The sequence below is a fragment of the Massilia varians genome (assembly GCF_027923905.1).
Taxonomy (GTDB): domain Bacteria; phylum Pseudomonadota; class Gammaproteobacteria; order Burkholderiales; family Burkholderiaceae_D; genus Telluria; species Telluria varians_B.
Window position 1 is genome coordinate 4,858,506 of sequence record NZ_AP026966.1, and the last position, 26,415, is coordinate 4,884,920.

At 67.4% G+C, this 26,415-nt stretch carries 25 protein-coding genes; 14 read left to right on the forward strand and 11 right to left on the reverse strand.

From position 1 onward, the window contains the following. Position 1: 1 nt before the first annotated feature. Genes MasN3_RS21920 through MasN3_RS21935 form a run of 4 tightly spaced genes read right to left on the reverse strand, consistent with a single transcriptional unit; the run spans position 2 to position 2,445 of the window. The gene (locus MasN3_RS21920; protein ID WP_281910212.1) at positions 2-124 is read right to left on the reverse strand and encodes a hypothetical protein; all 123 of its coding nucleotides are present in this window, start codon (positions 122-124) and stop codon (positions 2-4) included. Continuing rightward, on the reverse strand, positions 121-1,095 hold the full coding sequence (locus MasN3_RS21925) for a quinone oxidoreductase family protein (protein WP_281914563.1): 975 nt from the start codon (positions 1,093-1,095) through the stop codon (positions 121-123). The genes MasN3_RS21920 and MasN3_RS21925 overlap by 4 nt, the downstream gene beginning before the upstream one ends. Positions 1,096-1,120: 25 nt before the next feature. Next, positions 1,121-1,501: a methylglyoxal synthase gene (locus tag MasN3_RS21930; protein WP_281914564.1), complete on the reverse strand. Its 381-nt coding sequence runs from the start codon at positions 1,499-1,501 to the stop codon at positions 1,121-1,123. A 23-nt stretch (positions 1,502-1,524) separates the two neighbouring features. Beyond that, positions 1,525-2,445: a DMT family transporter gene (locus MasN3_RS21935; protein ID WP_281910214.1), complete on the reverse strand. Its 921-nt coding sequence runs from the start codon at positions 2,443-2,445 to the stop codon at positions 1,525-1,527. A gap of 213 nt (positions 2,446-2,658) precedes the next feature. Between MasN3_RS21935 and MasN3_RS21940 the strand changes: the two genes are divergently transcribed. The 11 genes from MasN3_RS21940 to MasN3_RS21990 all read left to right on the forward strand — a co-directional run bounded on the left by MasN3_RS21940 (position 2,659) and on the right by MasN3_RS21990 (position 12,281). Further along, positions 2,659-3,429 carry a copper chaperone gene (locus MasN3_RS21940; protein ID WP_281910216.1) on the forward strand — a complete coding sequence of 257 codons (771 nt, stop codon included), beginning with the start codon at positions 2,659-2,661 and terminating at the stop codon, positions 3,427-3,429. A 111-nt stretch (positions 3,430-3,540) separates the two neighbouring features. Beyond that, on the forward strand, positions 3,541-4,266 hold the full coding sequence (locus MasN3_RS21945; RefSeq protein WP_281910217.1) for a YebC/PmpR family DNA-binding transcriptional regulator: 726 nt from the start codon (positions 3,541-3,543) through the stop codon (positions 4,264-4,266). Between the two features lie 77 nt (positions 4,267-4,343). Beyond that, complete coding sequence (gene purD, locus MasN3_RS21950) at positions 4,344-5,609, forward strand: phosphoribosylamine--glycine ligase (RefSeq protein WP_281910218.1); 1,266 nt, start codon at positions 4,344-4,346, stop codon at positions 5,607-5,609. A gap of 58 nt (positions 5,610-5,667) precedes the next feature. Continuing rightward, complete coding sequence (hemF, locus tag MasN3_RS21955) at positions 5,668-6,591, forward strand: oxygen-dependent coproporphyrinogen oxidase (protein WP_281910220.1); 924 nt, start codon at positions 5,668-5,670, stop codon at positions 6,589-6,591. Further along, positions 6,588-7,247 carry a nicotinate (nicotinamide) nucleotide adenylyltransferase gene (gene nadD, locus MasN3_RS21960; protein WP_281910222.1) on the forward strand — a complete coding sequence of 220 codons (660 nt, stop codon included), beginning with the start codon at positions 6,588-6,590 and terminating at the stop codon, positions 7,245-7,247. Before hemF ends, nadD begins: the two co-directional genes overlap by 4 nt. After that, on the forward strand, positions 7,247-7,930 hold the full coding sequence (rsfS, locus tag MasN3_RS21965; RefSeq protein ID WP_281910223.1) for a ribosome silencing factor: 684 nt from the start codon (positions 7,247-7,249) through the stop codon (positions 7,928-7,930). Before nadD ends, rsfS begins: the two co-directional genes overlap by 1 nt. Positions 7,931-7,937: 7 nt before the next feature. Further along, a complete protein-coding gene (gene rlmH, locus MasN3_RS21970) occupies positions 7,938-8,408 on the forward strand; it encodes a 23S rRNA (pseudouridine(1915)-N(3))-methyltransferase RlmH (RefSeq protein WP_281910225.1) in 471 nt (156 codons plus the stop codon). Between the two features lie 13 nt (positions 8,409-8,421). Continuing rightward, positions 8,422-9,039, forward strand: coding sequence for a Maf family protein (locus MasN3_RS21975; RefSeq protein ID WP_281910226.1), 618 nt, complete (start codon positions 8,422-8,424; stop codon positions 9,037-9,039). A 96-nt stretch (positions 9,040-9,135) separates the two neighbouring features. Next, a complete protein-coding gene (gene rng, locus MasN3_RS21980) occupies positions 9,136-10,608 on the forward strand; it encodes a ribonuclease G (RefSeq protein ID WP_281910227.1) in 1,473 nt (490 codons plus the stop codon). A gap of 68 nt (positions 10,609-10,676) precedes the next feature. Continuing rightward, complete coding sequence (locus tag MasN3_RS21985) at positions 10,677-11,597, forward strand: CHAD domain-containing protein (protein WP_281910228.1); 921 nt, start codon at positions 10,677-10,679, stop codon at positions 11,595-11,597. A 45-nt stretch (positions 11,598-11,642) separates the two neighbouring features. After that, positions 11,643-12,281: a DsbA family oxidoreductase gene (locus MasN3_RS21990; RefSeq protein ID WP_281910230.1), complete on the forward strand. Its 639-nt coding sequence runs from the start codon at positions 11,643-11,645 to the stop codon at positions 12,279-12,281. A gap of 27 nt (positions 12,282-12,308) precedes the next feature. Here MasN3_RS21990 and MasN3_RS21995 read toward each other — a convergent pair whose 3' ends face one another. The 6 genes from MasN3_RS21995 to MasN3_RS22020 form a co-directional block, all read right to left on the reverse strand. Beyond that, entirely contained in the window at positions 12,309-12,962 is a 654-nt protein-coding gene (locus MasN3_RS21995; protein ID WP_281910232.1) for an ABC transporter ATP-binding protein, read from the reverse strand. Continuing rightward, positions 12,959-13,666 (reverse strand): ABC transporter permease, encoded by a 708-nt coding sequence (locus MasN3_RS22000; protein ID WP_281910234.1) that lies wholly within the window; start codon positions 13,664-13,666, stop codon positions 12,959-12,961. Before MasN3_RS22000 ends, MasN3_RS21995 begins: the two co-directional genes overlap by 4 nt. After that, positions 13,666-14,559 (reverse strand): formate dehydrogenase accessory sulfurtransferase FdhD, encoded by an 894-nt coding sequence (locus tag MasN3_RS22005; protein ID WP_281910236.1) that lies wholly within the window; start codon positions 14,557-14,559, stop codon positions 13,666-13,668. Before MasN3_RS22005 ends, MasN3_RS22000 begins: the two co-directional genes overlap by 1 nt. After that, entirely contained in the window at positions 14,556-17,357 is a 2,802-nt protein-coding gene (gene fdhF, locus MasN3_RS22010) for a formate dehydrogenase subunit alpha (protein WP_281910237.1), read from the reverse strand. The genes MasN3_RS22005 and fdhF overlap by 4 nt, the downstream gene beginning before the upstream one ends. Before the next feature lie 14 nt (positions 17,358-17,371). Further along, positions 17,372-19,084, reverse strand: coding sequence for an NADH-ubiquinone oxidoreductase-F iron-sulfur binding region domain-containing protein (locus MasN3_RS22015; RefSeq protein WP_281910239.1), 1,713 nt, complete (start codon positions 19,082-19,084; stop codon positions 17,372-17,374). 81 nt (positions 19,085-19,165) lie between these two features. Then, positions 19,166-20,803 (reverse strand): OFA family MFS transporter, encoded by a 1,638-nt coding sequence (locus MasN3_RS22020; RefSeq protein WP_281910240.1) that lies wholly within the window; start codon positions 20,801-20,803, stop codon positions 19,166-19,168. A gap of 121 nt (positions 20,804-20,924) precedes the next feature. Between MasN3_RS22020 and MasN3_RS22025 the strand changes: the two genes are divergently transcribed. Together MasN3_RS22025 and MasN3_RS22030 are read left to right on the forward strand one after the other, a co-directional pair. Beyond that, complete coding sequence (locus MasN3_RS22025) at positions 20,925-21,998, forward strand: substrate-binding domain-containing protein (RefSeq protein WP_281910243.1); 1,074 nt, start codon at positions 20,925-20,927, stop codon at positions 21,996-21,998. 78 nt (positions 21,999-22,076) lie between these two features. Next, complete coding sequence (locus MasN3_RS22030) at positions 22,077-23,483, forward strand: class I adenylate-forming enzyme family protein (protein WP_281910244.1); 1,407 nt, start codon at positions 22,077-22,079, stop codon at positions 23,481-23,483. A 5-nt stretch (positions 23,484-23,488) separates the two neighbouring features. Here MasN3_RS22030 and MasN3_RS22035 read toward each other — a convergent pair whose 3' ends face one another. Further along, on the reverse strand, positions 23,489-23,728 hold the full coding sequence (locus MasN3_RS22035; protein ID WP_281910245.1) for a hypothetical protein: 240 nt from the start codon (positions 23,726-23,728) through the stop codon (positions 23,489-23,491). A gap of 233 nt (positions 23,729-23,961) precedes the next feature. Here MasN3_RS22035 and MasN3_RS22040 point away from each other — a divergent pair, with 233 nt between their 5' ends. After that, positions 23,962-26,226 (forward strand): family 1 glycosylhydrolase, encoded by a 2,265-nt coding sequence (locus tag MasN3_RS22040; RefSeq protein WP_281910246.1) that lies wholly within the window; start codon positions 23,962-23,964, stop codon positions 26,224-26,226. Positions 26,227-26,415 lie beyond the last annotated feature (189 nt).

A 26,415-nucleotide genomic window follows, 5' to 3' on the forward strand; every position in this document is an offset into this window, starting at 1 on the left:
CCTACGAGAAGTAGGCCTCCGAGCCGACCGTGATCGCCACGATCAGCACCAGCGCGAACGCCAGCACGACCAGCAGCCGCCCAAATTTCGGCGACCCATTGTCTTCCTTGCCGGTGTCGCTCATGGCAGCAGCACCGTCGAGCCGGTCGTGCGGCGCCCCTCCAGCGCCCGGTGCGCCTCGGCCGCCTCGCGCAGCGGGAAACGCTGCTTGACCTCGATTCTCACCTTGCCACTTTCCACCATCTCGAACAGGTCCGCCGCCATCGCCTCCAGTTCCGGACGGGTGCCGGCATAGGCGAACAGGGTCGGGCGCGTGATGTACAGCGAGCCGCGCGAGGCCAGTTCGCTCAAGGCGAAGGGCGGCACCGCGCCCGACGCATTGCCGAAGCTGACCATCAGGCCGCGCGGCTGCAGGCAGTCGAGCGAACGGATGAAGGTGTCCTTGCCGACCGAGTCGTAAACCACCGGCACCCTGGCGCCATCGGTAATCTCCAGCACACGCTGCACTACGTCTTCGGTGTTGTAGTTGATGACGTGGGCCGCTCCGTGGGCGCGCGCCAGTTCCGCCTTTTCCTCGGAGCCGACGGTGCCGATCAGGTTCACGCCGAGCGCCTTGGCCCACTGGCAGGCGATCAGCCCGACGCCGCCCGCCGCCGCGTGGAACAGGATGGTCTGGCCCGGCTCCAGGCGGTAGGTCTGGCGGAACAGGTACTGCACCGTCAGACCCTGCAGCATCATGGCCGCCCCCTGCTCGAAGGAAATCGCATCCGGCAGGCGCACCAGCATATTGGCCGGCATGACGCGCGCCTCGCTGTAGGCGCCCGCCGGGCCGCCGGCATAGGCGACGCGGTCGCCCGGCGCCACGTGGGTGACGCCCTCGCCCACCGCCTCGACCACGCCGGCGCCTTCCTGGCCCAGGCCGGACGGCAGCGCCATCTTGTACAGGCCGGTGCGGTAATAGGTGTCGATGTAGTTCAGGCCGATCGCGTGGTGGCGCACGCGCGCTTCGCCCGGGCCCGGTTCGCCGACCTCGACGTCCACGTACTCGAGCACTTCGGGGCCGCCGGTGGCGGCGATGCGGATGGCTTTGACCAGCATGGGGTTCTCCACATGCGTCTCCTCAGGCGCGCGCGCGCATCAGTTGCGACAGCACCAGGCGCGCGGTCGAGACGTTGGTGGCGCAGGCGATGTCGTGCACGTCGCAGGCGCGTACCAGGGCGTTGATGTCGGGTTCGTGCGGCTGCGGCGTCATCGGGTCGCGCAGGAAGATCACGCAGTCGATCTCGCCCTGCACCAGCTGGGCGCCGATCTGCAGGTCGCCGCCGACCGGGCCGGAATGCTTGCGCTCGACCGTGAGCCCGAGCTCGTTGGCCAGGCGGCCGCCGGTGGTGCCGGTGGCCGAGAGCGTGCAGCCCTTGAGGAAGTCGAGGTACTCGCCTGCGAGGGTGATCATGTCGTCCTTCTTCCTGTCGTGCGCGATCAGTGCAATCCGGGGCTTCAACTGCGGTGGCTTGGTCATTGTCGTCATTTTTTTAGCGAGAGAGAATAGATCCCCACAAGCACGAGACCGGTGCCGGCCAGCTGGACGCCCGTTACCGGCTCGCCGAGGATCAGCGCGCCGAGGAACAGCGTCGATACCGGTCCGATCATCCCGGCCTGCGAGGCGGTCGCGGCGCCGATGCGCTGGACCGCGGCCATGGTCATGAACACGGGGAAGATCGTACAGAATACCCCATTCACCAGCGACAGCCAGTATACCTCCGCCGGCTGCACCAGCATGCTCGCCGGGCGCAGCAGGAAGAACTGGGCGATGCAGGCCGCGCTCGACACGCACATCGCGTAGGCCACCAGGCGCAGCGAGCCGATGCGGCTGACCATCTCGCCGGTGCCGAGCAGGTAGACGGCATACGAGATGGCCGAGCCCAGCACCAGCAGCGAGCCCAGGATGGCACTGCCCGAACCGCCCGCCAGGTCGTGCACGAACACCAGCAGGATGCCGCAATAGGCCAGACCCAGGGCCGCCCACTGCGCCCCGCTGACGCGCCGCTTGAAGATCATCACGTTCGCCAGCAACACGAAGGTCGGGGTCAGGAACAGGATCAGCCGCTCGAGCCCCACCGAGATGTGCTGCAGGCCGAGAAAGTCGAGGTAGCTCGACAGGTAGTAGCCGAGCAGGCCCAGCACGACGATGCGCCAGCGGTCCTGCTTCGACAGCGGCGGCTGGGTCCGCATCTTCCAGAGCGCGACAGCGGCGAACACCGGAAGCGAGAACAGCATTCTGAACGCGATCAAAGTGACTGCATCGATGTGGTAGCGATACAGCAGTTTCGCGACGATGGCCTTAGTGGAAAACAGGACGGCGCCTGCGACGGCGATCGACAGGCCGGCGACGAGGGCGGCACGTGGTAAAGGAGCAGCAGGATTGACGGGGACGCTTTCGTTCATCCGACGATTGTACGGGGCTTCGCCCGGGCTCGCTGGAGGCGGACCGGACGGCGACTAGGAACGCCGCCGGCGCGGCGCTGTCGAACAGCGCACATCAACCATATCGAGGAGAGACCGAATGACGAACTCGTCAAATCATCGCAGGGTCCGCCACCGGGCGGACGCAAGCTTCGTGCACGCAGCCGCCCTGCCTGCCCGGCGCGGGAGCCGCCAATGAGCCTGTCCGGCATCGATGAACGTCTCGGGAGTCCGGTCGCGCTCGGCCTGGCCTGGATGGCCCTGCTCGCCTGCGCCTGCTTTGCCCCCTTCGTTTTCCAGGGTGGGGGGATGCCCCTGCCCCTGTCCGGGGTGTCCTCCCTGCCTCCGCCGGCGCCGCTGCGCGCCACCGAATTGATGCTGCTGTTCGCGATGTGGACCGGCCTGTGCGTGGCCGTGATGCTGCCCGCCGCGGCCGGCGCCCTGTTCGTCTACCTGCGGGTCGCGCGCCGCCGTGCGGGCGTGCGCTGGCCGCGCCTGTCGACCGCCCTGTTCGCGCTCGGCTGCCTGCTGGCCTGGACCGGATTCGCGGCGCTGCTCACCCTGCTGCACTGGGCCCTGCACGACGCCGGCTGGCTCGACGCCAGCCTGGGGGCGAACCAGCCGGCCCTGGGCCTGGCGCTGGTGGCTGCCGGGGCCTGGCAATGGACGCCGGCCAAGCACGCCTGCCTGCAGCACTGCCGGGTGCCGCTGGCCGGCGTACTGGTCGACTGGCGCGGCGGCGCGCTGGGCGCGCTGTGGCAGGGGGCGGAACACGGGCGCACCTGCCTCGGCTGCTGCTGGCTGCTGGTCCTGCTTCTGCTGGGCGGGGGGCCGGGCAGCCCGGCCCTGGTCGCGCTGGCGGGACTGCTGGTGCTGGCCGAACTGCGGCTCGACGAGGGCCCGCTGGCCGGCTGCGTGGCCGGGGCGGCGATGGTGGCCGGCGGCACCTGGCTGTTGTTTCCATGACGATTTGCTCACCATTCCGGGCGATTTTGCAAGGGGGGCCTATGCTAGAATGTCGGCCACTCTTGCATACAGGAACCCCGCAGGTTCCATACCGTCTAAGGAACTTTAGAAATGGCTGGACACAGCAAATGGGCCAACATCAAGCATAAGAAAGCCGCCACCGATGCCAAGCGCGGCAAGATCTGGACGCGCCTCATCAAGGAAATCACCGTGGCTGCGCGCATGGGCGGCAGCGACGTCAACTCGAACCCGCGCCTGCGCCTGGCGGTCGAGAAGGCGGCCGACGCCAACATGCCGAAGGATAACGTCACCCGCGCGATCCAGCGCGGCGCTGGCGAACTCGAAGGCGTCAACTACGAAGAGATCCGCTACGAAGGCTACGGCATCGGCGGCGCGGCGATCATCGTCGACTGCCTGACCGACAACCGCGTGCGTACCGTGGCCGAAGTGCGCCACGCCTTCAACAAATACGGCGGCAACATGGGCACCGAGGGTTCGGTGGCCTTCATGTTCAAGCACGTCGGCCAGTTCCAGTTCGCGCCCGGCGTGGACGAGGACAAGCTCATGGAAGCCGCGCTGGAATCCGGCGCCGACGACGTGGTGCAGGACGAGGAAGGCGGCTTCGAAGTGCTGTGCGACCCATTCGCCTATGCAGGCGTGAAGGAAGCGCTGGAAAAGGCCGGTTTCAAGGCCGAAGTCTCGGAAGTCATCATGAAGCCGGACAACGAAACCGTGCTGACCGGCGAAGACGCCGTCAAGATGCAGAAGATCCTCGACGCGCTGGAAAACCTGGACGACGTCCAGGATGTCTACACCAACGCTGTCATCGACGAGTAAGCCGCAGCGATCAAGCTGTTGAAAACCGGCTGGCATGCCAGCCGCCCCCCGTAGCAACCAAGTAGGAACGCGCCCGTATGAAAATCCTCGTAGTCGGCTCTGGCGGCCGTGAACACGCCCTGTCCTGGAAACTGGCCCAATCGGAGCGTGTCCAGACTGTCTTCGTCGCCCCGGGCAACGGCGGCACCGCCCTCGACGCACGCCTGGTGACCGTCGAGATCACCGATCCCGCGCTTCTCGCCGACTTCGTCGTGGCCGAAGGCGTCGCCCTGACCCTGGTCGGCCCGGAAGCGCCGCTGGCCGCCGGCATCGTCAACCTGTTCCGCTCGCGCGGCCTGAAGATCTTCGGGCCGACCAGGGAAGCGGCGCAACTGGAAAGCTCGAAGGACTTCGCCAAGGCCTTCATGCAGCGCCACGGCATCCCCACCGCGAAGTACCAGAGCTTCTCGGATGCGGCCCTGGCGCACGCCTACATCGACGCCAACGGCGCCCCGATCGTCATCAAGGCCGACGGCCTGGCGGCCGGCAAGGGCGTGGTGGTGGCGATGACACTTGCTGAAGCTCATTCTGCGGTCGACCACATGCTGTCCGATAACGCCTTCGGCGACGCCGGCGCCCGCATCGTGATCGAGGAATTCCTGACCGGCGAGGAAGCCAGCTTCATCGTCATGTGCGACGGCAAGAACGTGCTGCCGCTGGCGACCAGCCAGGACCACAAGCGCCTGAAGGACGCCGACGAAGGCCCGAACACCGGCGGCATGGGCGCCTATTCCCCTGCCCCGATCGTGACCCCGTCGATGCACGCGCGCGTGATGCGCGAGATCATCAACCCGACCATCCAGGGCATGGCCAAGGACGGCATCGTCTTCACCGGCTTCCTGTACGCCGGCCTGATGATCGACAGCGAAGGCAACCCGCGCACGCTGGAATTCAACTGCCGCATGGGCGACCCGGAAACGCAGCCGATCATGGCGCGCCTGAAAAGCGATTTCGCCACCGTGCTGGACCACGCCTGCAACGGCACCCTGGATGCGGTCGAGCTGGAATGGGACCGCCGCACCGCGGTGGGCGTCGTGATGGCCGCTGCCGGCTATCCGGACAGCCCGCGCAAGGGCGACGTCATCAACGGCATCCCGGCCGAGACCCCGGAATGCGTCACCTTCCACGCCGGCACGCAACTGGTGGGCGGCAGCCTGCAGACCAGCGGTGGGCGCGTGCTGTGCGTGGTCGGCCTGGGCGACAGCGTCAAGATGGCGCAGAAGCAGGCCTACGAGACGGTCGAGAAGATCCATTTCAACGGCGCGCAGTACCGCCGCGACATCGGCTGGCGCGGCCTGAAATAAGACCACCGCCGGCGGCGGGTGTACAATCTGCGCATTTTTCGCCGCCGGCCCTGAACGCATGACCATTCCCGATCCATCCGCCATCAAGACCTGGCTGCTCGACCTCCAGTCCCGCATCGTCGGGGCACTCGAAGCGGTCGACGGCAAACCCTTCCTGGTCGACACCTGGGAGCGCCCGGAAGGCGGCGGCGGCATCTCGCGCCTGATCGAAGAAGGCAATGTGTTCGAGCGCGGCGGCTGCAACTTCTCGCACGTCACCGGCGCCAGCCTGCCGCCATCGGCCATGGCCGCGCGTCCGGAACTGGCGGGGCGGGCCTGGGAAGCCATGGGCGTGTCGTTGGTGCTGCATCCGCGCAACCCCTATGCACCGACCGTGCACATGAACGTGCGCTTTTTCGAAGCCACGGCCGAAGGCAAAGACCCGGTCTGGTGGTTCGGCGGCGGCATGGACCTGACGCCCTATTACGGCAACCAGGACGATGCGCGCCACTTCCACCAGGTCTGCCACGACGCATTGGCGCCCTACGGCGACGACCTGCACCCGCGCTTCAAGAAGTGGTGCGACGAGTACTTCTACCTGAAGCACCGCAAGGAACCGCGCGGCGTGGGCGGCATCTTCTTCGACGACTTCAACGAGACCGGTTTCGACGATGCCTTCGCGATGGTGCGCAAGGTCGGCGACGGCTTCCTCGATGCCTACCTGCCGATCCTGCGGGCGCGCAAGGACACGCCCTACGGCGAGCGCGAACGCGACTTCCAGGCCTACCGCCGCGGACGCTACGTCGAGTTCAACCTGGTGTGGGACCGCGGCACCCTGTTCGGCCTGCAGTCGGGCGGCCGCACCGAGGCGATCCTGATGTCGATGCCGCCGATCGTGAAGTGGCGCTACGACTGGCACCCGGAACCGGGCAGCCCGGAAGCGGCGCTGTATACCGACTTCCTCGTTCACCGGAACTGGCTGGAAGCGAGAAGCGATTCGTGAGCCGGTGCATTGCCCTGCTGGGTGGCAGTTTCGACCCGGTGCACCACGGCCACGTCGCGCTGGCCGCGCTGTTTGCCGAACTCCTGCAGCCCGACCAGCTGCGCATCCTGCCTGCGCGGCCGTGGCAGAAGAGCGCCCTGCAGGCCAGCGATTCCCAGCGCGTGAAAATGCTCGAGCTGGCTTTCGGCGATCAGCCGTTCGCGGTGACGATCGACCTGCAGGAAATCGAACGCGGCAGCGCCACCTACACGGTCGAGACCCTGCGCGGCTTGCGCGCCGAACTCGGCGAGGGCGCTTCGATCGTCTTCGTCATGGGCGCCGACCAGTTGCAGAAGCTCGATACCTGGCGCGACTGGAAAGCCTTGTTCACGCTCGCCAACCTGGGCGTGGCGGCGCGTCCGGGCTACGAACTGGACCAGGACAAGCTGCCGCCGGCGGTGGCCGATGAACTCGCAGGACGGCTGGCGACGCCTGCGGAAGTGCGTGCCACGCCCTACGGCAAGGTATGCCTTGCCCACACTTTGGCGGTAGATATTTCCGCCACACAAGTCCGACATCTGCTGCGCGCGGACGCGAACCATGACGCCGACCTAGGCGCGCTCGTTCCGCCGCAAGTGCTAGACTATATTCAACAACACAACTTATATAAAACCTAATGGATATCAAGAAACTGCAAACGCTCGTCGTCGACGCCCTCGAGGACGTCAAGGGCCAGGAGATCGTCCTGTTCGACACGACGCACCTGACCAGCCTGTTCGACCGCATCGCGGTCGTGTCGGGCACCTCGAACCGCCAGACCAAGGCACTGGCTGCCTCGGTACGCGACAAGGTCAAGGAAGCAGGCGGCGACGTGATCGGCATGGAAGGCGAGGACACCGGTGAATGGGTGCTGGTCGACCTGGGCGACATGATCGTCCACATCATGCAGCCGGCCATCCGCCAGTACTACCGCCTGGAAGAAATCTGGGGCGAAAAGCCGGTCAAGCTGGGCGCCGCCAAGCGCAAGTCGACGCCGGAAGCGGCGGAAGCAGCCGAATCCAAAACCAAGTCGAAGCACCTGGCCGCCAACAAGGACGAGCCGGAAGCCAAGCCGGTCAACGAGCGCAAGCCGGCCGCCAAACGCGCCACCAAGACCGCCACCGCCACCACCGCCGCCAAGAAGCCGGCCGCCAAGAAGGTCCCGACCGGCAAGACCGTGAAGGTCGCGCCGAGCAAGACCGAGGTCGCCGCCGTCGAAGCCACCAAGGCCAAGCCGCCGAAGCGTACCCCAAAGGCCGCTGCTGCCGACGCCGAACCGGTGAAAAAAGTGATCCGCCGCGTGAAGAAGGCCGCCGAGTAAGCTTTCCATGCAGCTGATCATTGCCGCGGTCGGGCACAAGATGCCGGCCTGGATCGAATCCGGGTTCGGCGAATACACCAAGCGCATGCCGCCCGAACTGCGCATCGTGCTCAAGGAAATCAAGCCGGTCGAGCGCTCGGGCAGCAAGACCGCCGCCACCGCGATGGCGCTCGAGCGCGAACGCATCGAGGCCGTGCTGCCGAAAGGCGTGCGCATCATCGCGCTGGACGAGCGCGGCAAGGACCTGACCAGCGTCGGCCTGTCGCAGATGCTGGAATCCTGGCAGCAGGACGGCCGCGACACCGCCTTCCTGATCGGTGGCGCCGACGGACTCGACCCCGGATTGAAGGCGCGCGCCGAAGGCATGATCCGCATCTCCAGCATGACGCTCCCGCACGGAATCGTGCGTGTCATGCTGGCGGAACAGTTGTACCGTGCCTGGTCGATCACCCAGAACCACCCGTACCATCGCGTGTGATTGCCCGCCACCCATGAAACCCACTGACAAGAAAATCTACCTCGCCTCGAAGAGCCCGCGCAGGCGCGAACTGCTGCGCCAGGTCGGCGTGGAATTCGAACTGCTGATGCTGCGCAGCGACCCGGCCCGCGGCGTGGACGTCAGCGAAGACGTGCTGCCGGGCGAAGACCCGCACGCCTACGTGGCGCGGGTGGCCAGGGAGAAAGGCGCGTTCGCCTGGAACATCCTGCAGCAGCGCCGCCAGCCGCTGCGTCCCGTCCTCACCGCCGACACCACGGTCACCATTGACGGCGAGATCCTCGGCAAGCCGGCCGACAACAAGGAAGCCATCGCCATGCTCGAGCGCCTGTCCGGCCGCACCCACCAGGTGCTGACCGCGGTGGCTGTGCATTCCGAGCGGGTGGCGGAACAGCTCACCCAGGTGTCGAACGTGCGCTTCGCTACGCTCAGCCCGGCGCAGATCCGCGCCTACTGCGCCACGACCGAACCCTACGACAAGGCGGGCGGCTATGGCATCCAGGGCCTGGCCGCGCTGTTCGTCGAGCATATCGAGGGCAGCCATTCGGGAATCATGGGCCTGCCGATCTTCGAGACGGCCAATCTGCTGCGCAAAGCCAGCTACCCCATCTGAACGTTCCGGTTTCCGTGGGGCCGGCGGCGCACCGCCCGCCTGCGAACGACGCCGCCCGTGTATGATGTCGCTCTGAACAATACTGCACGGCCGGCCATGAACGAAGACATCCTCATCAACATCACCCCGCAGGAAACGCGCGTGGCGCTGATCCTGCAGGGCGCTGTGCAGGAACTGCACATCGAGCGCACCCTCACGCGCGGGTTGGCGGGGAACGTCTATCTCGGCAAGGTCGTGCGCGTGCTGCCGGGCATGCAGTCGGCCTTCATCGACATCGGCCTGGAGCGCGCCGCTTTTCTCCACGTCGCCGATATCTGGGAAGCGCGTAATCACGAAGGCCCCAACGGCGCCCTGGCCGCGCCCACCCCTATCGAAAAGCTGCTGTTCGACGGCCAGGTGCTGACCGTGCAGGTCATCAAGGACCCGATCGGCACCAAGGGCGCGCGCCTGTCGACCCAGATTTCGATCGCCGGCCGCATGCTGGTCTACCTGCCGCAAGACCACCACATCGGCATCTCGCAAAAGATCGAGAAGGAAGCCGACCGCGAACACCTGCGCACCCGTCTGACGAGCCTGCTGCCGAAGGAAGAAAAGGGCGGCTACATCGTGCGCACCCAGGCCGAGGAAGCCTCGGATGCCGACCTGGCGGCCGACGTCGACTACCTGCGCAAGACCTGGGCCGCCATCGTACAGGGTGCGCGCACCCGGCCGCCGACTTCCCTGCTCTACCAGGACCTGAACCTGGCCCAGCGCGTGCTGCGCGACTTCGTGCACGACGAGACCGCGACCATCCAGGTGGACTCGCGCGAGAACCACGCCATGCTGGTCGAGTTCGCGCAGGTCTACACCCCGAGCGTGCTGTCGCGCCTGACCCACTACACCGGCGAGCGCCCGCTGTTCGACCTGTATGGCGTCGAGGAGGAAATCCTGCGTGCGCTGGGCCGCCGCGTCGACCTCAAGAGCGGCGGCTACCTGATCGTCGACCAGACCGAGGCGATGACCACCATCGACGTCAACACCGGCGGCTACGTCGGCGGGCGCAACTTTGCCGACACCATCTTCAAGACCAACCTGGAAGCGGCGCACGCCATCGCGCGCCAGCTGCGCCTGCGCAACCTGGGCGGCATCATCATCCTCGACTTCATCGACATGGAGAACAACGAGCACCGCAACGCCGTGCTCGCGGAACTCAAGAAGACCCTGGCGCGCGACCGCACCAAGGTCTCGGTGAGCGGCTTCTCCGCACTCGGCCTGGTCGAGATGACGAGGAAGCGCACGCGCGAGTCGCTGGCCCACATCCTGTGCGAACCCTGCCCGGCCTGCGCCGGCAAGGGACAGGTGAAAACCTCGCGCACCATCTGCTACGAGATCCTGCGCGAACTGCTGCGCGAAGCCAAGCAGTTCAACCCGCGCGAGTTCCGCATCGTCGCCTCGCAGGAAGTCATCGACCTGTTCCTGGAAGAGGAATCGCAGCACCTGGCCATGCTGGGAGACTTCATCGGCAAACGTATTTCCTTGCAGGTGGAGAAGGGTTACCACCAGGAACAGTACGACGTGATCCTGATGTAGCAATCGGGCGGCTGCCAGGCGCGAGGCGGGTATGATGTGCTCCACATGAGCACATCAGGGACAGTCCGATGGAAGCCGAACCGACAGTGAAGCTGAGCAAGGCCGATGCACCGGCGCCGGTCAAGGCCGCACGGGTGCGCCTGAAGCGCAAGATGCGCATGGAAGACGCGCTGCAGCGCATCGGGCTGAACTGCATGGCGCAGATCGAATCCAATGTGCCCGGCGTGCTGGTGCAAAACGTCGAGAGCCTGCACCAGATGCGCGTCGGCCTGCGCCGCCTGCGCGCCCTGCTCGCCATGTTCCGCGACCTGGCGCCGCTGCCGCCCGGGCTCCAGGAAGAACTCGACTGGCTGGCGGCCGAACTGGGCGCCACGCGCGACTGGGACGTGCTGGCCGGCACCATCCTGCCCAGCATCACCGGCATCCAGACCGGGGCCCTGCAGGCGGCGGCACAGGAACAGGCCCGCGCCCTGCACAAGAACCTGCTGCCCGCCCTGCGCTCGCCGCGCTATGGCCAGCTGGTGCAGCAGATGAACGGCTGGCTGCACGGCCGCCAGTGGCGTCCCGCGGCCGGCCTGGGGCCGGACGACCCGCTGGCTAAGTGCGCCCTGGATGGCCTGGTGCCGCTCGTGCGCAAGGCGCAACGACGCCTGCGCAAGCGCGTCGCGGCGCTCGACGAGAACGATGCGCCGTCCCGGCACCGGGTGCGCATCGCGGCCAAGAAGGCGCGCTATGCGGCCGAATTCTTCCGCGATCTGCTGCCCAAAAAAGAGGTCAAGGCCTATATCAAGTGCCTGTCCGGCGTGCAGGACCGGCTCGGCCACCTGAACGACCTGGCGGTGGCGGACAGGCTGCTGCCGGAGCTCGCACACCACGGCCACGCGCACGACGGCGCGTATGCGCGCGGCTGGGTTGGCGGGAGCGCGTGCGCCGCCGCCCACGGCCTGCGCGACGCGCTCGGGAAGGTGGCGCGCATGAAACTGGCGTAAGCCTGCCGCGCGCGGCGCCGCCCGGCCAGGGTGTAGCATGGCGCCATGAACCCGCCTGTCCCCATCCGCATCGACGTCTGGAGCGACTACGTCTGCCCCTTCTGCTACCTCGAGCTGCCGCCGATCCGGCGCCTGCAGGAGCAGTACGCCGGGCAAGTCGACGTGGTCTGGCGCGCCTTCGAACTGCGTCCCGCACCGAAGCCGACGCTCGACCCTGACGGCGAGTACCTGCACACGACCTGGAACCGTTCCGTGTATCCGATGGCGGCCGAGCGCGGCATGCGCCTGAAGCTGCCGCCGGTGCAGCCGCGTAGCCGCCTGGCCTTCGAAGCCGTCGCCCACGCCCGCGAGCAGGGCCATTTCGACGCCATGCACGAGGCGCTGTTTCGCGCCTTCTTTGAAGATGGCCGCGACATCGGCAACCCCGGCGTGCTGGCCGACATCGCGCAAGAAACCGGCCTCGACCGCCAGGGCGTGAGCGAGGCGCTGGAAAGTGGCCGCCATACCGCCGCGGTACACGCGGACCAGCAGCTGGCGCAGTCGCTCGGCGTGGCCGGCGTGCCGATCATGGTGTTCCGGCCCGCGGGCGCCGGCTGGGAACAGGCTGTCGGGGTACGCGGCGCCGTGCCCTACGAGACCATGGAAGCGGCGCTCAGGCAGGTGCGGGACGAAGCGGCCGGCTAGCTGCCGCGCGCGGACCAGGGGCCCGTGTCAGCGGTATTCGAGGCGCCCGTCGCGCAGCTTCAGGCGCTGGATGCCCGGCAGCCCGATCAGGTCGCGGTCGTGGCAGGCCATCACCACGCTGCTGCCCTGCTCGAGCAAGGTGGGAATCAGGTCGATCACCTGCTCGCGCGCCGGACCGTCGAGGTTGGCCGTGGGTTCGTCGAGCAGCAGCAGGCGCGGCTGCAACACGCGGGCCCGGGCCAGGGCCACGCGCTGCTTCTCGCCGCCGGACAGGCGGCTCGGGTCGGTGTCGCGCAGGTGGGCCACGCCGGCCCAGGCCATCGCTTCCTCCACCAAGGGGGCCGCACTACGCCGGTTTTCGCCGCGCGCCAGCAGGCCGTAGGCGATGTTGTGGGCGACGCTGGTCGAGAACATGATCGGATGCTGGTGCACGAACACGATGGCGCGCCGCAGCGCTGGCGGATACGGGTGCAGCGGCATGCTGCGGCCGTCGAACTCCACCGTGCAGGCGTCAACGCGTTCCAGGCCGGCGAGCGTGCGTAGCAGCGTCGACTTGCCGGCCCCGTTCACGCCGGTCAGGACATAGGCCGTCCCTGTCTCGATGGCCAGCCGCTCGATCTCGAACAGCGTACGTTCGCCGTGGCGCTTGCGCAGGCCGTGCACGGTGAGGAGCGGATTCACCAGCGTCCTCCCGCCGTGTGGGCTTCGCCCTGCAGCAGCACCAGCGCGCCATTCATCAGGAGCGCCAGCGAGACCAGCACGATGCCCAGCGCAATCCCCTGCGCGAACTCGCCCTTGCTGGTTTCCAGCGCGATGGCGGTGGTGATGGTGCGGGTCTGCCCTTCGATGTTCCCGCCCACCATCAGGGCGCAGCCGACTTCCGAGATCACGCGGCCGAAGCCGCTGATGACGGCGGCCATCACGCCGTAGCGCGCCTCGTGCAGCACGGTGAGCATCACGCGCCAGCGCGAGGCACCATGGGCGATCGCGGTTTCGGCGTAGCGCGGGTCGGCCGCCTGCACCGCCGCCAGCGTGAAGGCCAGCAGCACCGGCATCCCGATCACCATCTGGCCGAGGATCACGCCTTCCTGGGTGAACAGCCATGCCAGGCCGCCCATCGGGCCGCGCCGCGACAGCAGCAGGTAGAGCAGCAGGCCGATCAGGACGGTGGGCAGCGACAGCGCGGCCTGGGCCAGCCAGACGGCGATGCGCCGCCCCGGGAAGCGGTGCATCGCAATCACGTAGCCGAGGAAGACCGCCGGCGGGGCCGCCAGCAGCAGCCCGAGGATGCTGGTCTTGAGCGAGACCCAGACGATGCGCCATAGCGCCTCGTCGCCGCTGAACAGCAGCGCAAACGCGTGCATCGTTGCGTCCAGCAGGGACATCAGGCCGGCCGCGCGCTATGGTAGGGAGCGTTCAGGGGTTCCAGCAGCTCGGGCTCGAACACCAGGCGCTCGTGCCCGGCCAGCAGCAGGAAGTGCTTGCCCGAGCAGCGCGCCAGCAGCGACATGCCGACCCGCTGCGCCACCATGTGCCCCATCTGGGTGGTGCCGGAACGCGAGAGCAGGAAGGGAATGCCCATCTGGGCGCCCTTGATGACCATCTCGGAGGTCAGGCGCCCGGTGGTGTAGAACACCTTGTCCCCGCCCTCCATGCCGTCGAGCCACATCAGGCCGGCGATGGCGTCCACCGCATTGTGGCGGCCGACGTCCTCCACAAAATACAGCAGCTCGCCCTCGCGCGAGAACAGCGCGCAGCCGTGCACCGAGCCGGCCTGCTTGTAGACCGACTGCTGGGTGCGAATCAGCTCGACGATGCGGTAGACGACCGACTGCGGCAAGCGCGCATCCTGGGGCAGCGTGATTCTTTCGACCTCGTCCATCAGCCCGCCGAACACCGAGCCCTGCCCGCAGCCGGTGGTCACCACTTTCTTCGCGGTGCGCTCCTCGACATCCGCAATGCCGTTGCGGGTGACGACCGCCACCGCATCGACCGACCAGTCGACCTGGATCGAGACGATGTCCTCGAGCGTGCGCACCAGGCGCTGGTTGCGCAGGTAGCCGAGCGTGAGCGCCTCGGGTGCGCCGCCCAAGGTCATCAGGGTGACGATCTCGCGCTTGTCCACGTACACGGTCAGCGGGCGCTCGGCGGGAATGTGGATGCTTGAAACACGGCCGCGCTCGTCCATGGCCGTGACTTCCTGCGTCAGGCTGGCGCGCGCGTCGGACAGCTGGGGTCGGTAGCGCGCGGTGGCCTGAAATGGTTCGGGGCAGTTCATGTTGCCAATTGTGCCATGCCTTCGAGGATTTGGCCGCCACCGTAGCTTCCCTGCGGCGCGACCTCACCGCCGGGCGTCACCTTGATGGCGCAATACTTGAACTCCGGAATCTTTCCAAAAGGATCGAGCGCGGCGTTGGTCAGGCGGTTAATCGCCGCCTCGTAATAACAGAAGGGCACGAAGATCGCCCCCACCGGCGAACTGTCGTCGGCCCGTGCGTACAGCACCACTTCGCCGCGGCGCGAGGCGATCGTGACGGGCTGGCCCGGCTTGAGCCCCAAGCGTTCCAGGTCGAGCGGATGCACCAGCGCCACCGGATCGGGCTCGATCGCGTCTAACACCGTGGCGCGCCGCGTCATGCTGCCGGTATGCCAGTGCTCGAGCTGGCGGCCGGTGATCAGGACCATCGGGTAGTCGGCGTCGGGCCGCTCGTCGGCCGGGATGATGTCGGCCGGGACGAAACGCGCCCTGCCGCCCTCGCGCGGGAACAGCTCGGTGAACACCACCGGCTGGCCCATGTCGCCCTCGTTCATGCACGGATACACCACCGCGCCGTTGCGCTCCAGGCGTTCCCAGGTGATGCCGCCGATGCTGGCCATGGTGTGGCGCATCTCATCGAACACTTCCGATACGTGGCCATAGTTCCAGCGCAAGCCGAGGCGCTTCGCCATCTGCTGGATGATCCACAGGTCCTGCTTCGCCTCGCCCGGCGGGTCGATCGCCTGGCGGCCCAGCTGAACCAGGCGGTCGGTATTGGTGAAGGTGCCGGTCTTTTCCGGGAAGGCGGACGCCGGCAGGATCACGTCGGCTAGGTAGGCCGTCTCGGTCAGGAAGATGTCCTGCACCACCAGGTGCTCCAGGGCCGCCAGCGCGGCGCGCGCATGGTTGGCGTCGGGATCGGACATGGCCGGGTTCTCGCCCATGATGTACATGCCGCGGATCTGGCCGCTTTGAATAGCGTCCATGATCTCGACCACGGTCAGGCCCGGCCTGGGGTCGAGGGTGGCGCCCCAGGCCTGCTCGAAACGGGCGCGCGCGGCCGGGTTGTCCACGCGCTGGTAGTCCGGCAGCATCATCGGAATCAGGCCGGCGTCGGAGGCGCCCTGCACGTTGTTCTGGCCGCGCAGCGGATGCAGGCCGGTGCCCGGGCGGCCGATCTGGCCCGTCATCAGGCTGAGCGCGATCAGGCAGCGCGCGTTATCCGTGCCGTGCACGTGCTGGGACACGCCCATGCCCCACAGGATCATCGAGCCCTTCGAGGTGGCGTACAGGCGCGCCACGTAGCGGATGGTGTCGGCATCGATGCCGCAGATCGACGCCATCGCTTCCGGGCTGTACTCGGCCACGTTCTTTTCCAGGTCTTCATAACCGACCGTGCGGCTGGCGATGAAGTCGGCATCGACCAGGCGCTCGCTGACGATCACGTGCATCATCGCATTGAGCAGCGCGACGTCGGTGTCGGGCTTGAACTGCAGGTAACGGTGCGCGTGGCGCGCCAGCTCGGAACGGCGCGGGTCCATCACGACGAGCTTGGCGCCGTCCCTGACCGCATTCTTGATCCAGGTCGCGGCGACCGGGTGGTTGACGGTCGGGTTGGCGCCGATCACGACGATCACCTCGGCGCGCGTCACGTCCATCACCGGGTTCGACACCGCGCCCGAGCCGATCCCTTCCAGCAGTGCCGAGACCGAGGAGGCGTGGCACAGGCGGGTGCAGTGGTCGACGTTGTTGGTCCCGAAGCCGGTACGCACCAGCTTCTGGAACAGGTAGGCTTCCTCGTTGCTGCCCTTGGCCGAACCGAAACCGGCCAGGGCCGCACCGCCGTGGGCGTCGCGGATGGCGGCCAGCTTGCCGCCGGCAAGCGCCAGGGCCTCGTCCCAGCTCGCTTCGCGGAACACGTCCAGCACGCGCTCCGGGTCCATCGTGAAGTCGCCGCTCTTGGGCACGCCGGCGCGGCGGATCAGCGGTTTGGTCAGGCGGTGCGGGTGATGGGCGTAGTCGAAGCCGTAGCGGCCCTTGACGCACAGGCGGCCCAGGTTGGCCGGACCGTTGCGTCCCTCCACGTACAGGATCTTGTTGTCCTTCACGTTATAGGTCAGCTGGCAGCCGACGCCGCAGTAGGGGCAGACCGAATCGACCTGCTTGTCGGGAATGTTGAGGGCTACCTCGCGCGCCGGCATCAGGGCGCCGGTCGGGCAGGCCTGCACGCACTCGCCGCAGGCCACACAGGTGGAGGCACCCATCGGGTCGTCCTGGTCGAACACGATCTTGGTGTCTTGCCCGCGGAAGGCCAGGCCGATCACGTCGTTGACCTGCTCGTCGCGGCAGGCGCGCACGCAGCGCGTGCACTGGATGCAGGCATCCAGGTTGACGCTGATGGCGGCGTGGCTCCGGTCGGCCTGTGGCTGGCGGCGGGTCGGCGCGAAGCGCGGCTTGCCGACGCCGAGCTTTTCGGCCCAGATGTCGACTTCGTTCTTGCGGGTGTACTCGGCCTCGGGCATGTCGGCCTGCAACAGCTCGAGCACCATCTTCTGGGCGGCCAGCGCGCGCGGGCTGTCGGTCGTGACCTTCATGCCCGGCGCCGGGTTGCGGCAGCACGAGGGTGCGAGCACGCGCTCGCCGGCGATCTCCACCATGCAGGAGCGGCAGTTGCCGACGGACGCCAAGCCCTCCTTGTAGCACAGGCGCGGCACTTCGATGCCCTCGCGCGCGGCGACCTCGATCAGGGTCTCGTGCGGCAGCGCGTCCACGGCGCGGCCATTGAGTTCGAAGGAAACGGTAGGGATGGGAGCGTTCATGGCGGTGTACCTTTTTACTTGGCCAGCTCGTGAGGAAAATACTTGATGACGCAGTCGACCGGGTTCGGCGCCGCCTGGCCCAGGCCGCAGATCGAGGCGTCGCGCATCACCTGCGACAGCTCGCCCAGCAGCGCGGTATCCCATTGCGGCTGCCTGATCAGGTCGAGTGCCTTGGCGGTGCCGTTGCGGCAGGGCGTGCACTGGCCGCAGGACTCGTCCTTGAAGAAGGCCAGCGTGTTGCGGGCGGCGGCGACCGCGCTTTCCTGGTTCGACAGCACCACCACCGCGGCCGAACCGATGAAGCAGCCGTAGGGCTGCAGGGTATCGAAGTCGAGCGGAATGTCGCCCATCGATGCCGGCAGGATGCCGCCCGAGGCGCCGCCCGGCAGGTAGGCATAGAAGCTGTGGCCCTCCTGCATGCCGCCGCAGTACTCATCGATGAGTTCCGTGATCGTGATGCCGCTAGGTGCCAGCTTGACGCCAGGTAGACGCACCCGGCCCGAGACCGAGAACGAGCGCAGGCCGCGCCGTCCGTGGCGTCCGTGGCTGGCGAACCAGTCGGCGCCGCGCTCGAGGATGTCGCGCACCCAGTGCAGCGACTCGAAATTGTGTTCCAGCGTCGGACGCCCGAACAGGCCGATCTGGGCCACGTAGGGCGGACGCAGGCGCGGCATGCCGCGCTTGCCTTCGATCGATTCGATCATCGCCGACTCTTCGCCGCAGATATAGGCGCCGGCGCCGCGCCGCAGGTAAATCGGCGGCATGTCCGGCACCGGCGGATCAAGACGCAGCTTGTCCAGTTCGGCTTCCAGCATAGCGCGGCAGCCGTGGTATTCGTCGCGCAGGTAGATGTAGATGGCCTCGATGCCGACCGCCCAGGCGGCGATCAGCGCGCCTTCCAGGAAACGGTGCGGATCGCGTTCGAGGTAGACGCGGTCCTTGAAGGTGCCGGGCTCGCCTTCGTCGATGTTGATGGCCATCAGGCGCGGGCCGGGCTCGGCACGCACGATGCGCCACTTGCGGCCCAGCGGGAAGCCGGCGCCCCCCAGACCGCGCAGGCCCGAGTTTTCCAGCGTCTGGATGACCTGTTCCACATCGTGTCGGCCGGCGACGCAACTGCGCAGCAGCGCGTAACCGCCGGCTTCGCGGTAGGCTGCGTCATCGATGTAGTTGCCCACCGCGTCGGCCGTTTCACCGGCACCGACCTTGGCCAGCACGGCTTCAAGGCTGGCATGCGGCACCGCGCGCTGCCCCACCACCGCCACCGGCGCCTGCTCGCAGCGGCCGACGCAGGGCGCCTCCAGCACCCGCACTTCCCGCCCCAGCAGCGCCGGCAGCCTGTCCAGCAGTTCGCGCGCTCCCGCCATCTCGCAGGACAGGCCGGCGCAGACGCGTACCGTCAGCGCGGCGGGCGCCTGTTCTCCCTCTTTCACCACGTCGAAATGGTGATAGAAGCTGGCGACCTCGTAGACCTCGGCCTGGGCCAGGCGCATCTCCTGCGCCAGTGCGGCCAGGTGGTGGCTGCCCAGGCAGCCGAAACGGTCCTGGATCTTGTGCAGGTGCTCGATGAGCAGGTCGCGCCGGCGCGATTCGCTGCCCAGCAGTGCCTGGACCTCGCTGAGTGCCTGCGGGTCGACGCGGCGTCCCTTGGGCGCTTCGCGCTTGCGCTGGCGGCTGGCGCCGCTCATGTCGTCAATGCGGGCGATCGGGATGACAGGATGGTTCATGATGGGTCCCGGTGATTCGTTGGGGGATTAGTCAATGGTACTGCAAGGCGTGGACGGCATGGCCGCCCACGCCTTGCCGGCTTACTGGAACAGCACCACCGCCTTTTGCAGCGTGATCCACACGCCGACCAGGAGCGGAATGCCGACCGCCGCCCAGGCGAAGGTGGCCAGCGCCGGGTTGGCCGCGCCGACGGCGACCGCGCCGCCGCGCACGCCGTTTGATGCGCTCAGGTCGCGCTCCTGCGCCAGCTTCTTCTCCGCCGCCAGCTCGGCATCGGTCATGAAGTGCTTGTCGGCCAGCGGGCGGATCATCGCGTTCAGCACGATGCCGACGACCACCAGGCCGGCCAGCACATACATGGTCACGTCGTAGGCCTGGGCCTTGGGCACGCCATGGGCGATCTGGTACTCGCGGATGTAGTTGATCAGGATCGGGCCGAGCACGCCCGCAGCAGCCCAGGCCGTGAGCAGGCGGCCGTGGATGGCGCCGACCATCTGGGTGCCGAACAGGTCGGCCAGGTAGGCCGGCACGGTTGCGAACCCGCCGCCGTACATCGACAGGATGATGCAGATGAAGCCGACGAACAAGGCCAGCTGGCCGTTGTGCGCCATCGAAGGAATCGAGGCGTACAGGACGAAGCCGAGGATCAGGAACACGAAATAGGTCGCCTTGCGCCCGATGTAGTCGGAGCACGAGGCCCAGGCGAAGCGGCCGCCGATGTTAAACAGGGACAGCAGGCCGGTGAAACCGGCGGCGATGGCCGCGATCTGGCCTTTCTGCGTCACGTCGAGCTCGTTGAAGCCGGCGTCGATGCCGATCAGGCGCCCACCGAACACTTCCTGCAGCAGTGGCGAGGCCATGCCCAGGATCCCGATGCCCGCCGAGACGTTCAGGAACAGCACGCCCCAGATCAGCCAGAACTGCGGGATGCCCCAGACGCGGCTGGCGTGCACGTGGCGCGCCGTGATCATCGTGGTGGCGGCCTTCGCCGGCGCGGTCCAGCCCTCAGGCTTCCAGCCGTTGGCGGGCACGCGGTAGGTCAGCGCGCCGGCGACCATGAACACGAAATAGATCGCGGCCAGGGCCAGGAAGGTCTCCCACACGCCGACCGAGGTCGGGGTGGCGAAGTACTTCATCAGCTTGTCGGCCAGCGGCGCGCCGATCATGGCGCCGCCGCCGAAGCCCATGATCGCCATGCCGGTCGCCATGCCGCGCCGGTCCGGGAACCACTTGATGAGGGTCGAGACCGGCGAGATGTAGCCCAGCCCCAGCCCGATGCCGCCGATGACGCCGGAGCCGATCCACATCAGCCAGATCTGGTGCGTGTAGACGCCGATGCTCGATATCACCAGGCCGCCGCACCAGCACAGCGCCGACACCAGGCCCGCCTTGCGTGGCCCCGCATGCTCGAGCCAGCCGCCGAACAGCCAGGCCGACAGGCCGAGGAATACGAAGAACAGCGTGTACATCCAGCCCAGCATCGAAATCGGCCAGTCGCAGGTCGTGGCGAAGATCTGCTGCATGAAGCTCATCTCGGCCGGGCAGCTCACCGATTCGGTGATGCCGATCGCTTTCGACAGCGGTAGCCAGAACACCGAGAAACCGTAGGCCATGCCGATGCACAGGTGAATCGCGAGCGCCGCCGGCGGTACCAGCCAGCGATTGAAACCGGGTCCTGCGATGGTGTGTTCCTTGTCAAGAAAACCGAATCCAGCCATGTCCCCTCCAATTTTTTGAGTGTTGGAATATGCTTTTAGAAGCATATTTATTTGTCATTTTTTATTGTTTTGCGGAGCGTATCATGATGTTTTTAGGCAAGAAATAGGCTATTTTTAGCATATGCTTACCGTTCACATCCGCCCGCACTGGGAGATCAGCGTCAAGGGCGAACCGCCGCTGGACACCGCCGCCCTGCTCGGCCTGCTGCTCTCGATCCAGGACACCGGTTCGATCGCCCAGGCCGCCAAATCGGTGAAGCTGTCCTACCGCTACGCCTGGGGTCTGCTGCGCACGGCCGAGGCCCTGTTCGGCCAGCAGCTGCTGCAGACCGGGCGCGGGCGCGGCACCCAGCTCACGCCGCTGGCGCAGAAGCTGGTGTGGGCCGACCGCCGCATCGCCGCGCGCCTGTCGCCCACGCTGCAAAGCCTCGCTTCCGAACTGGAGGCGGAACTGGTGCGCATCACCGCCAGCCGCGCCCGCGCGCTGCGCATGGACGCGAGCCACGGCTTCGCGGTGGCGGCGCTGCTGGGCTGCATCGACCGCGATGTCCTGCCGCTCGACTCGCGCTACCGCACCAGCACCGACGCGGTGGTGGCACTGGCGCGGCGCGAGTGCGACCTGGCCGGCTTCCACGTGCCGCTCGGGCGCTTCCAGGCGCCGACGGCAAGCTGGTACCTGCGCTGGCTCGACCCGGAACAGCATTGCCTGGTGCGGGTCGCGGGCCGCGAGCAGGGCCTGATCACGGCCCGCGGCAATCCGCTCGCACTGCGTGGACTGGCCGACCTGGCGCGCCCCGGCGTGCGCTTCGTGAACCGCCAGGCCGGCTCCGGCACCCGCATGCTGCTCGAGATGATGCTGGACGCCGACGGTCCGTCCCCCGATGCCATCCAGGGTTTCAACAACGCCGAGTTCACCCATTCCGCGGTGGCGGCCTATATCGCCAGCGGCATGGCCGACGCCGGGATCGGCATGCGCGCGGCCAGCGCCCAGTTCAAGCTCGACTTCATGCCGCTGGTGAAGGAGGTGTATTACTTCGCCGTGCGCCGCGACGCGCTCGAGGAACCCGCCATGCGCCAGCTGCTGGACCTGATGCGTGGGCCGGCCTACCACAGGCTGGTGGCCGCCCTGCCCGGCTACGATGCGCGCGGCGCCGGGGAACTGGTGGAGATCACCGAGGCTTTTTCGGCAACGTGAGGTGTTGTAGGGCGGACGGCATAGCCGTCTACCCTACGGCTTGCCTCAATCTGAGCCAGCGGGTATAAAGCAGGCCCCATGATCGATCCGTCTTCCCTCCCCGCCCGCATCAGCGACATCCTGCTGCGTCATCCCGCCGACGCACCGGCCCTGGTCGAGGACGGCCGTGCCTGGACCTACGGCGAGCTGCGCCGTGACATCGAAGGCCACGCCCGCGGGCTGCGCCAACTGGGCGTGCGCGGCGGCGACCGCGTCATGCTGGTCAGCGAGAACTGCGTGGCGCAGGTGGCGCTGCTCCTGGCGATCGCCAGCATCGACGCCTGGAGCGTGACGGTCAATGCCCGCCTCAGCGAAGGCGAACTGGCGGCGATCCGGGCGCATTGCCGCCCACGCTGCGTGCTGACCGCCACCAGTGCAGGCGTGACGACGGGCGAGCCGGATGCGGCGGCCGTGCCCGAGCCGGTCAAGCCCGACGGCACGCAGGTGGCGGCGCTGGTGTACACCACCGGCACCACCGGCCAGCCCAAGGGCGTCATGCTGACCCATGCCAACCTGCTGTTCGTCGCCGCCACCTCCAGCGCCCTGCGTGGCCTGGTTCCGAGCGACCACGCCAGCGGCGTGCTGCCGATTTCGCACGTGTATGGTCTCACCTCGGTCATGCTGGGCACCCTGTACGCGGGCGCCTGCCTGCACCTGATGCCGCGTTTTTCAGCCGCGGCGCTGCTGGCGCAGATCCGCGAAGGAGAGCTCAGCATCGTGCAGGGCGTCCCGGCCATGTACGCACGCCTGCTGGCGCTCACGCGCGGCGAACCGGCCGCATTTCCTCTGCATTCGCGCCTGCGCTTCTGCTACGCCGGCGGCTCGCCGCTCGACCCGGCCCTCAAGCGCGAGGTCGAACGCGTGTTCGGGCTGCCGCTGCACAACGGCTACGGCCTCACCGAGAGCGGCCCGACCGTGTCCCAGACCCGCCTGGACGCCCCGCGCGGCGACACCTCGGTGGGCCATCCGATCCCCGGGGTCGAGGTGCGCATCGATGCGGCGACCGGCGAGCTGTGGGTGCGCGGCCCGAACGTGATGGCGGGCTACTACCGCGATCCGGCGCTAACCAGCGCCACCCTGCGCCCCGGCGGCTGGCTGGCCACCGGCGACGTCGCCACCCAGGACGGGGATGGCGCCCTGTTCATTGCCGGGCGCCTGAAGGAACTGATCATCCGCTCAGGTTTCAATGTCTATCCGCTGGAAGTGGAAACGGCGCTCAACAGCCATCCGGCCGTGCTGCAGTCGGCGGTGGTGGGCCGGCCGGTTGCCGGCGGCGAGGAAGAGGTGGTGGCGTTTGTCGAAGCCTCCGGCGTGGTCGACGCGGCCGCGCTGCAGGAGTGGCTGCAAAGCCGCCTGGCGCCTTACAAGCGGCCCTCGCGCATCGTGTTCATGGATGCGCTGCCGGCAGCGCCGAGCGGCAAGATACTCAAGAGCAGGCTGCCGTAGGAAGGTCAGCGGCGCCGCTTCTTCCAGTTGTAGTCCGGCCCCGTCACGTCCACGCCCGGATGGCCGACCAGATCGGGATGCTCGGACGACATCGTGATGAAGCGCACCCCTTCTCCCTCGCGCTGGCGCTTGCGCAGGGTTTCCATGTGCTGCATCGCTTCGACCATGTCGGTGGTCTCGAACAGCTTCTGGTGCGGCGTGCATTTCTCTGCTTCGACGATTGTCCAGTACACCATGTACATCATGCCCTCCTTGTATGACGGTATTGTCGCCGGTCCCGAGGCCGCACGGCGCACCCGTCACGACGGTTCGATATTTATGGAAATTTCCAGTTAGCAGAAGTTAGAGGCTAAAACGATGATTATGCGCACAAATGTAGGACTGGTCCGAAATGTCCTTTATATGTGGGTTATTTCACACAACTCGTCGCAGGTGGCCTTTAGGCTTTAAGCTGTCTTCACAAACAGCGGGTCAGAACATGAACACACCGATGGTTTCCCAGCCGGTCCATACCCCCGAGCTCGAGCTCTGGGGTGGACTCGAATGCACGGTCAACCGTGTGCGCGACAACTACTTCAGCCAGATGGAGCGTAACGGCCACGCGGAACGCCTGCAGGACATCGACCGCTTCGCCTCCCTCGGCATCAAGGCCGTCCGCTACCCGGTGCTGTGGGAACGCACCGCGCCGGATGGCATCGAGTCCGCCGACTGGTCATGGTCTGACGAACGCCTGCCGGCCCTGCAACAGCTGGGCATCACGCCCATCGTCGGTCTCCTTCACCACGGCAGCGGACCACGCGACACCAGCCTGGTCGATCCCGCCTTCCCCGAAAAGCTCGCCGAGTACGCCGGCGCGGTAGCCCGTCGCTACCCCTGGGCCGAGTACTACACCCCGGTCAACGAACCCTTGACCACGGCGCGCTTTTCCGGTCTGGCAGGTGTCTGGTACCCCCACGGCAGCGACGAATCCACCTTCATCCGCGCCCTGATCAACGAGTGCCGCGCCACCGTGCTGGCGATGCACGCGATCCGCGCGGTCAACCCGGGCGCCAAGCTGGTCGCCACCGACGACCTGTCCAAGACCTACGGCACGCCCGAGATGCAGGAAGTGGTCAGCTTCTTCAACGAACGCCGCTGGCTCGGCTGGGACCTGCTGTGCGGGAAGGTCGACCACAACCACACGCTGTGGAACTACCTGCTCGCGTCGAACGCCAGCGAAGAAGAGCTGCTCTGGTTCCGCGACAACCTCTGCCCGCCCGACATCATCGGCGTCAACTACTACGCCACCAGCGAACGCTGGCTCGACCATCGTCCGGAGCGCTACCCGGAAAACCGGCGCCACGTCTACCGCGGCATCCCGCACGCCGACATCGAGACCCCGCGCGCGCTGGCCACGCCGACGCCCGGCATCGGACCGCTGCTCATGGAAACCTGGGAGCGCTACGGCCTGCCGATCGCCATCACCGAAGCGCACATCGACGCCAACCGCGAAGACCAGATGCGCTGGCTGCTCGAGATCTGGAACGCCGCGCGCAGCGCACGCCAGCAGGGCGCGGACGTGCGCGCGGTGACGGTCTGGGCCCTGCTCGGGTCGTACGACTGGAACTGCCTGGTCACCGAGTGCCGCGGCTACTACGAGCCGGGCCCGTTCGACGTGCGCGGCGGCGAGCCGCGCCCCACGGCGCTGGCCACCCTGATGCGCGAGCTGTCCAGCGGACGTCCGCTCTCCAACCCGGTGCTGCAGGGCGAAGGCTGGTGGCGCCGCCCGGGCCGCTTCTTCTGCAAGCCGGTGGCAACCCGCACCGCGGTGGCCGACATCGCCATCCGCAGCCAGTTCAAGTCGAGCGTGGTGCAGCCGATCCTGATCACCGGCGCCACCGGCACCCTGGGCTCGGCCTATGCGCGCATCTGCAAGAACCGCAACCTGGCCTTCCACGTGCTGACGCGCCAGGAGATGGACATCACCGATCCGGCCTCGGTGGAAGCGGCGATCCGGCGCTACAAGCCGTGGGCGATCATCAATGCGGGCGGCTACGTGCGGGTGGACGAGGCCGAGGGCGATCTTGAACGCTGCATGCGCGAGAACACGCTGGGCCCGACGATCCTGGCGCTGGCCTGCATTCGCCACCAGCTGCGCTTCATAACCTTCTCCACCGACCTGGTGTTCGACGGCACCAAGGGCGCGCCCTACGTCGAGTCCGACGCCCTCAATCCGCTCGGCGTGTACGGCCGCAGCAAGATGGAGGCCGAGCAGCGCGTGCTGGACGCCGACCCGCAGGCCCTGGTGATCCGCACCAGCGCCTTCTTCGGCCCCTGGGACCGGCACAACTTCGTCACCCAGGCCCTGAACGCGCTCGAAGCCGGCCAGACCTTCCAGGCCGCGGGCGACATGGTGGTCTCGCCGACCTACGTGCCGGACCTGGTCAACGTGTCGCTCGACCTCTTGATCGACCGCGAGCGCGGCGTCTGGCACCTGACCAATGCCGAAGCGCTCACCTGGGCCGAGCTGGCCAAGCGCGCCTGCGAGGCGGTGGGGGTCGATCACGGCAGGCTGGAAGTGGTGTCGAGCGAGCGCTGCGGCCACTTGGCGCGCCGGCCCGAATACAGCGCGCTGTCGAGCGAGCGGGCCCTGATGCTGCCGTCGCTGGACGATGCGCTGCGCCGCTATGTGGAAGCGGTGCAGGACCGGGCCCATGGCCGCGATGCGGAAGTGCCGGGGGAAGCGGCGCATTACGCGAGCTGAACGCGGGTGGCGGGCACGGCCTGCCTGCCCCCGACCTCGAAGCGCACCGTATTCGGTGCGCTTTTTTTCGCGGCTGAGATTGCATGTGTGAGATATCCCAATATCAACATCCTCGCGCCGGTAGTTAATTGACGAGAGCGGCAACAGGGCATGCAGCGCGCCGTGCCGCGTCCAGCAACCAGCCAGCGC

Coding starts and splice junctions, on each gene's coding strand:
- fdhF (WP_281910237.1), bottom strand. CDS start 17,357: ATGAACGCTCCCATCCCTACCGTTTCCTTCGAACTCAATGGCCGCGCC.
- MasN3_RS22030 (WP_281910244.1), top strand. CDS start 22,077: ATGATCGATCCGTCTTCCCTCCCCGCCCGCATCAGCGACATCCTGCTG.
- MasN3_RS22035 (WP_281910245.1), bottom strand. CDS start 23,728: ATGATGTACATGGTGTACTGGACAATCGTCGAAGCAGAGAAATGCACG.
- MasN3_RS21985 (WP_281910228.1), top strand. CDS start 10,677: ATGGAAGCCGAACCGACAGTGAAGCTGAGCAAGGCCGATGCACCGGCG.
- MasN3_RS21940 (WP_281910216.1), top strand. CDS start 2,659: ATGAGCCTGTCCGGCATCGATGAACGTCTCGGGAGTCCGGTCGCGCTC.
- MasN3_RS21990 (WP_281910230.1), top strand. CDS start 11,643: ATGAACCCGCCTGTCCCCATCCGCATCGACGTCTGGAGCGACTACGTC.
- rng (WP_281910227.1), top strand. CDS start 9,136: ATGAACGAAGACATCCTCATCAACATCACCCCGCAGGAAACGCGCGTG.
- rlmH (WP_281910225.1), top strand. CDS start 7,938: ATGCAGCTGATCATTGCCGCGGTCGGGCACAAGATGCCGGCCTGGATC.
- MasN3_RS22015 (WP_281910239.1), bottom strand. CDS start 19,084: ATGAACCATCCTGTCATCCCGATCGCCCGCATTGACGACATGAGCGGC.
- MasN3_RS21935 (WP_281910214.1), bottom strand. CDS start 2,445: ATGAACGAAAGCGTCCCCGTCAATCCTGCTGCTCCTTTACCACGTGCC.
- purD (WP_281910218.1), top strand. CDS start 4,344: ATGAAAATCCTCGTAGTCGGCTCTGGCGGCCGTGAACACGCCCTGTCC.
- rsfS (WP_281910223.1), top strand. CDS start 7,247: ATGGATATCAAGAAACTGCAAACGCTCGTCGTCGACGCCCTCGAGGAC.
- MasN3_RS22020 (WP_281910240.1), bottom strand. CDS start 20,803: ATGGCTGGATTCGGTTTTCTTGACAAGGAACACACCATCGCAGGACCC.
- MasN3_RS21975 (WP_281910226.1), top strand. CDS start 8,422: ATGAAACCCACTGACAAGAAAATCTACCTCGCCTCGAAGAGCCCGCGC.
- hemF (WP_281910220.1), top strand. CDS start 5,668: ATGACCATTCCCGATCCATCCGCCATCAAGACCTGGCTGCTCGACCTC.
- MasN3_RS22025 (WP_281910243.1), top strand. CDS start 20,925: ATGCTTACCGTTCACATCCGCCCGCACTGGGAGATCAGCGTCAAGGGC.
- MasN3_RS22040 (WP_281910246.1), top strand. CDS start 23,962: ATGAACACACCGATGGTTTCCCAGCCGGTCCATACCCCCGAGCTCGAG.
- MasN3_RS21920 (WP_281910212.1), bottom strand. CDS start 124: ATGAGCGACACCGGCAAGGAAGACAATGGGTCGCCGAAATTTGGGCGG.
- MasN3_RS21945 (WP_281910217.1), top strand. CDS start 3,541: ATGGCTGGACACAGCAAATGGGCCAACATCAAGCATAAGAAAGCCGCC.
- MasN3_RS22000 (WP_281910234.1), bottom strand. CDS start 13,666: ATGTCCCTGCTGGACGCAACGATGCACGCGTTTGCGCTGCTGTTCAGC.
- MasN3_RS22005 (WP_281910236.1), bottom strand. CDS start 14,559: ATGAACTGCCCCGAACCATTTCAGGCCACCGCGCGCTACCGACCCCAG.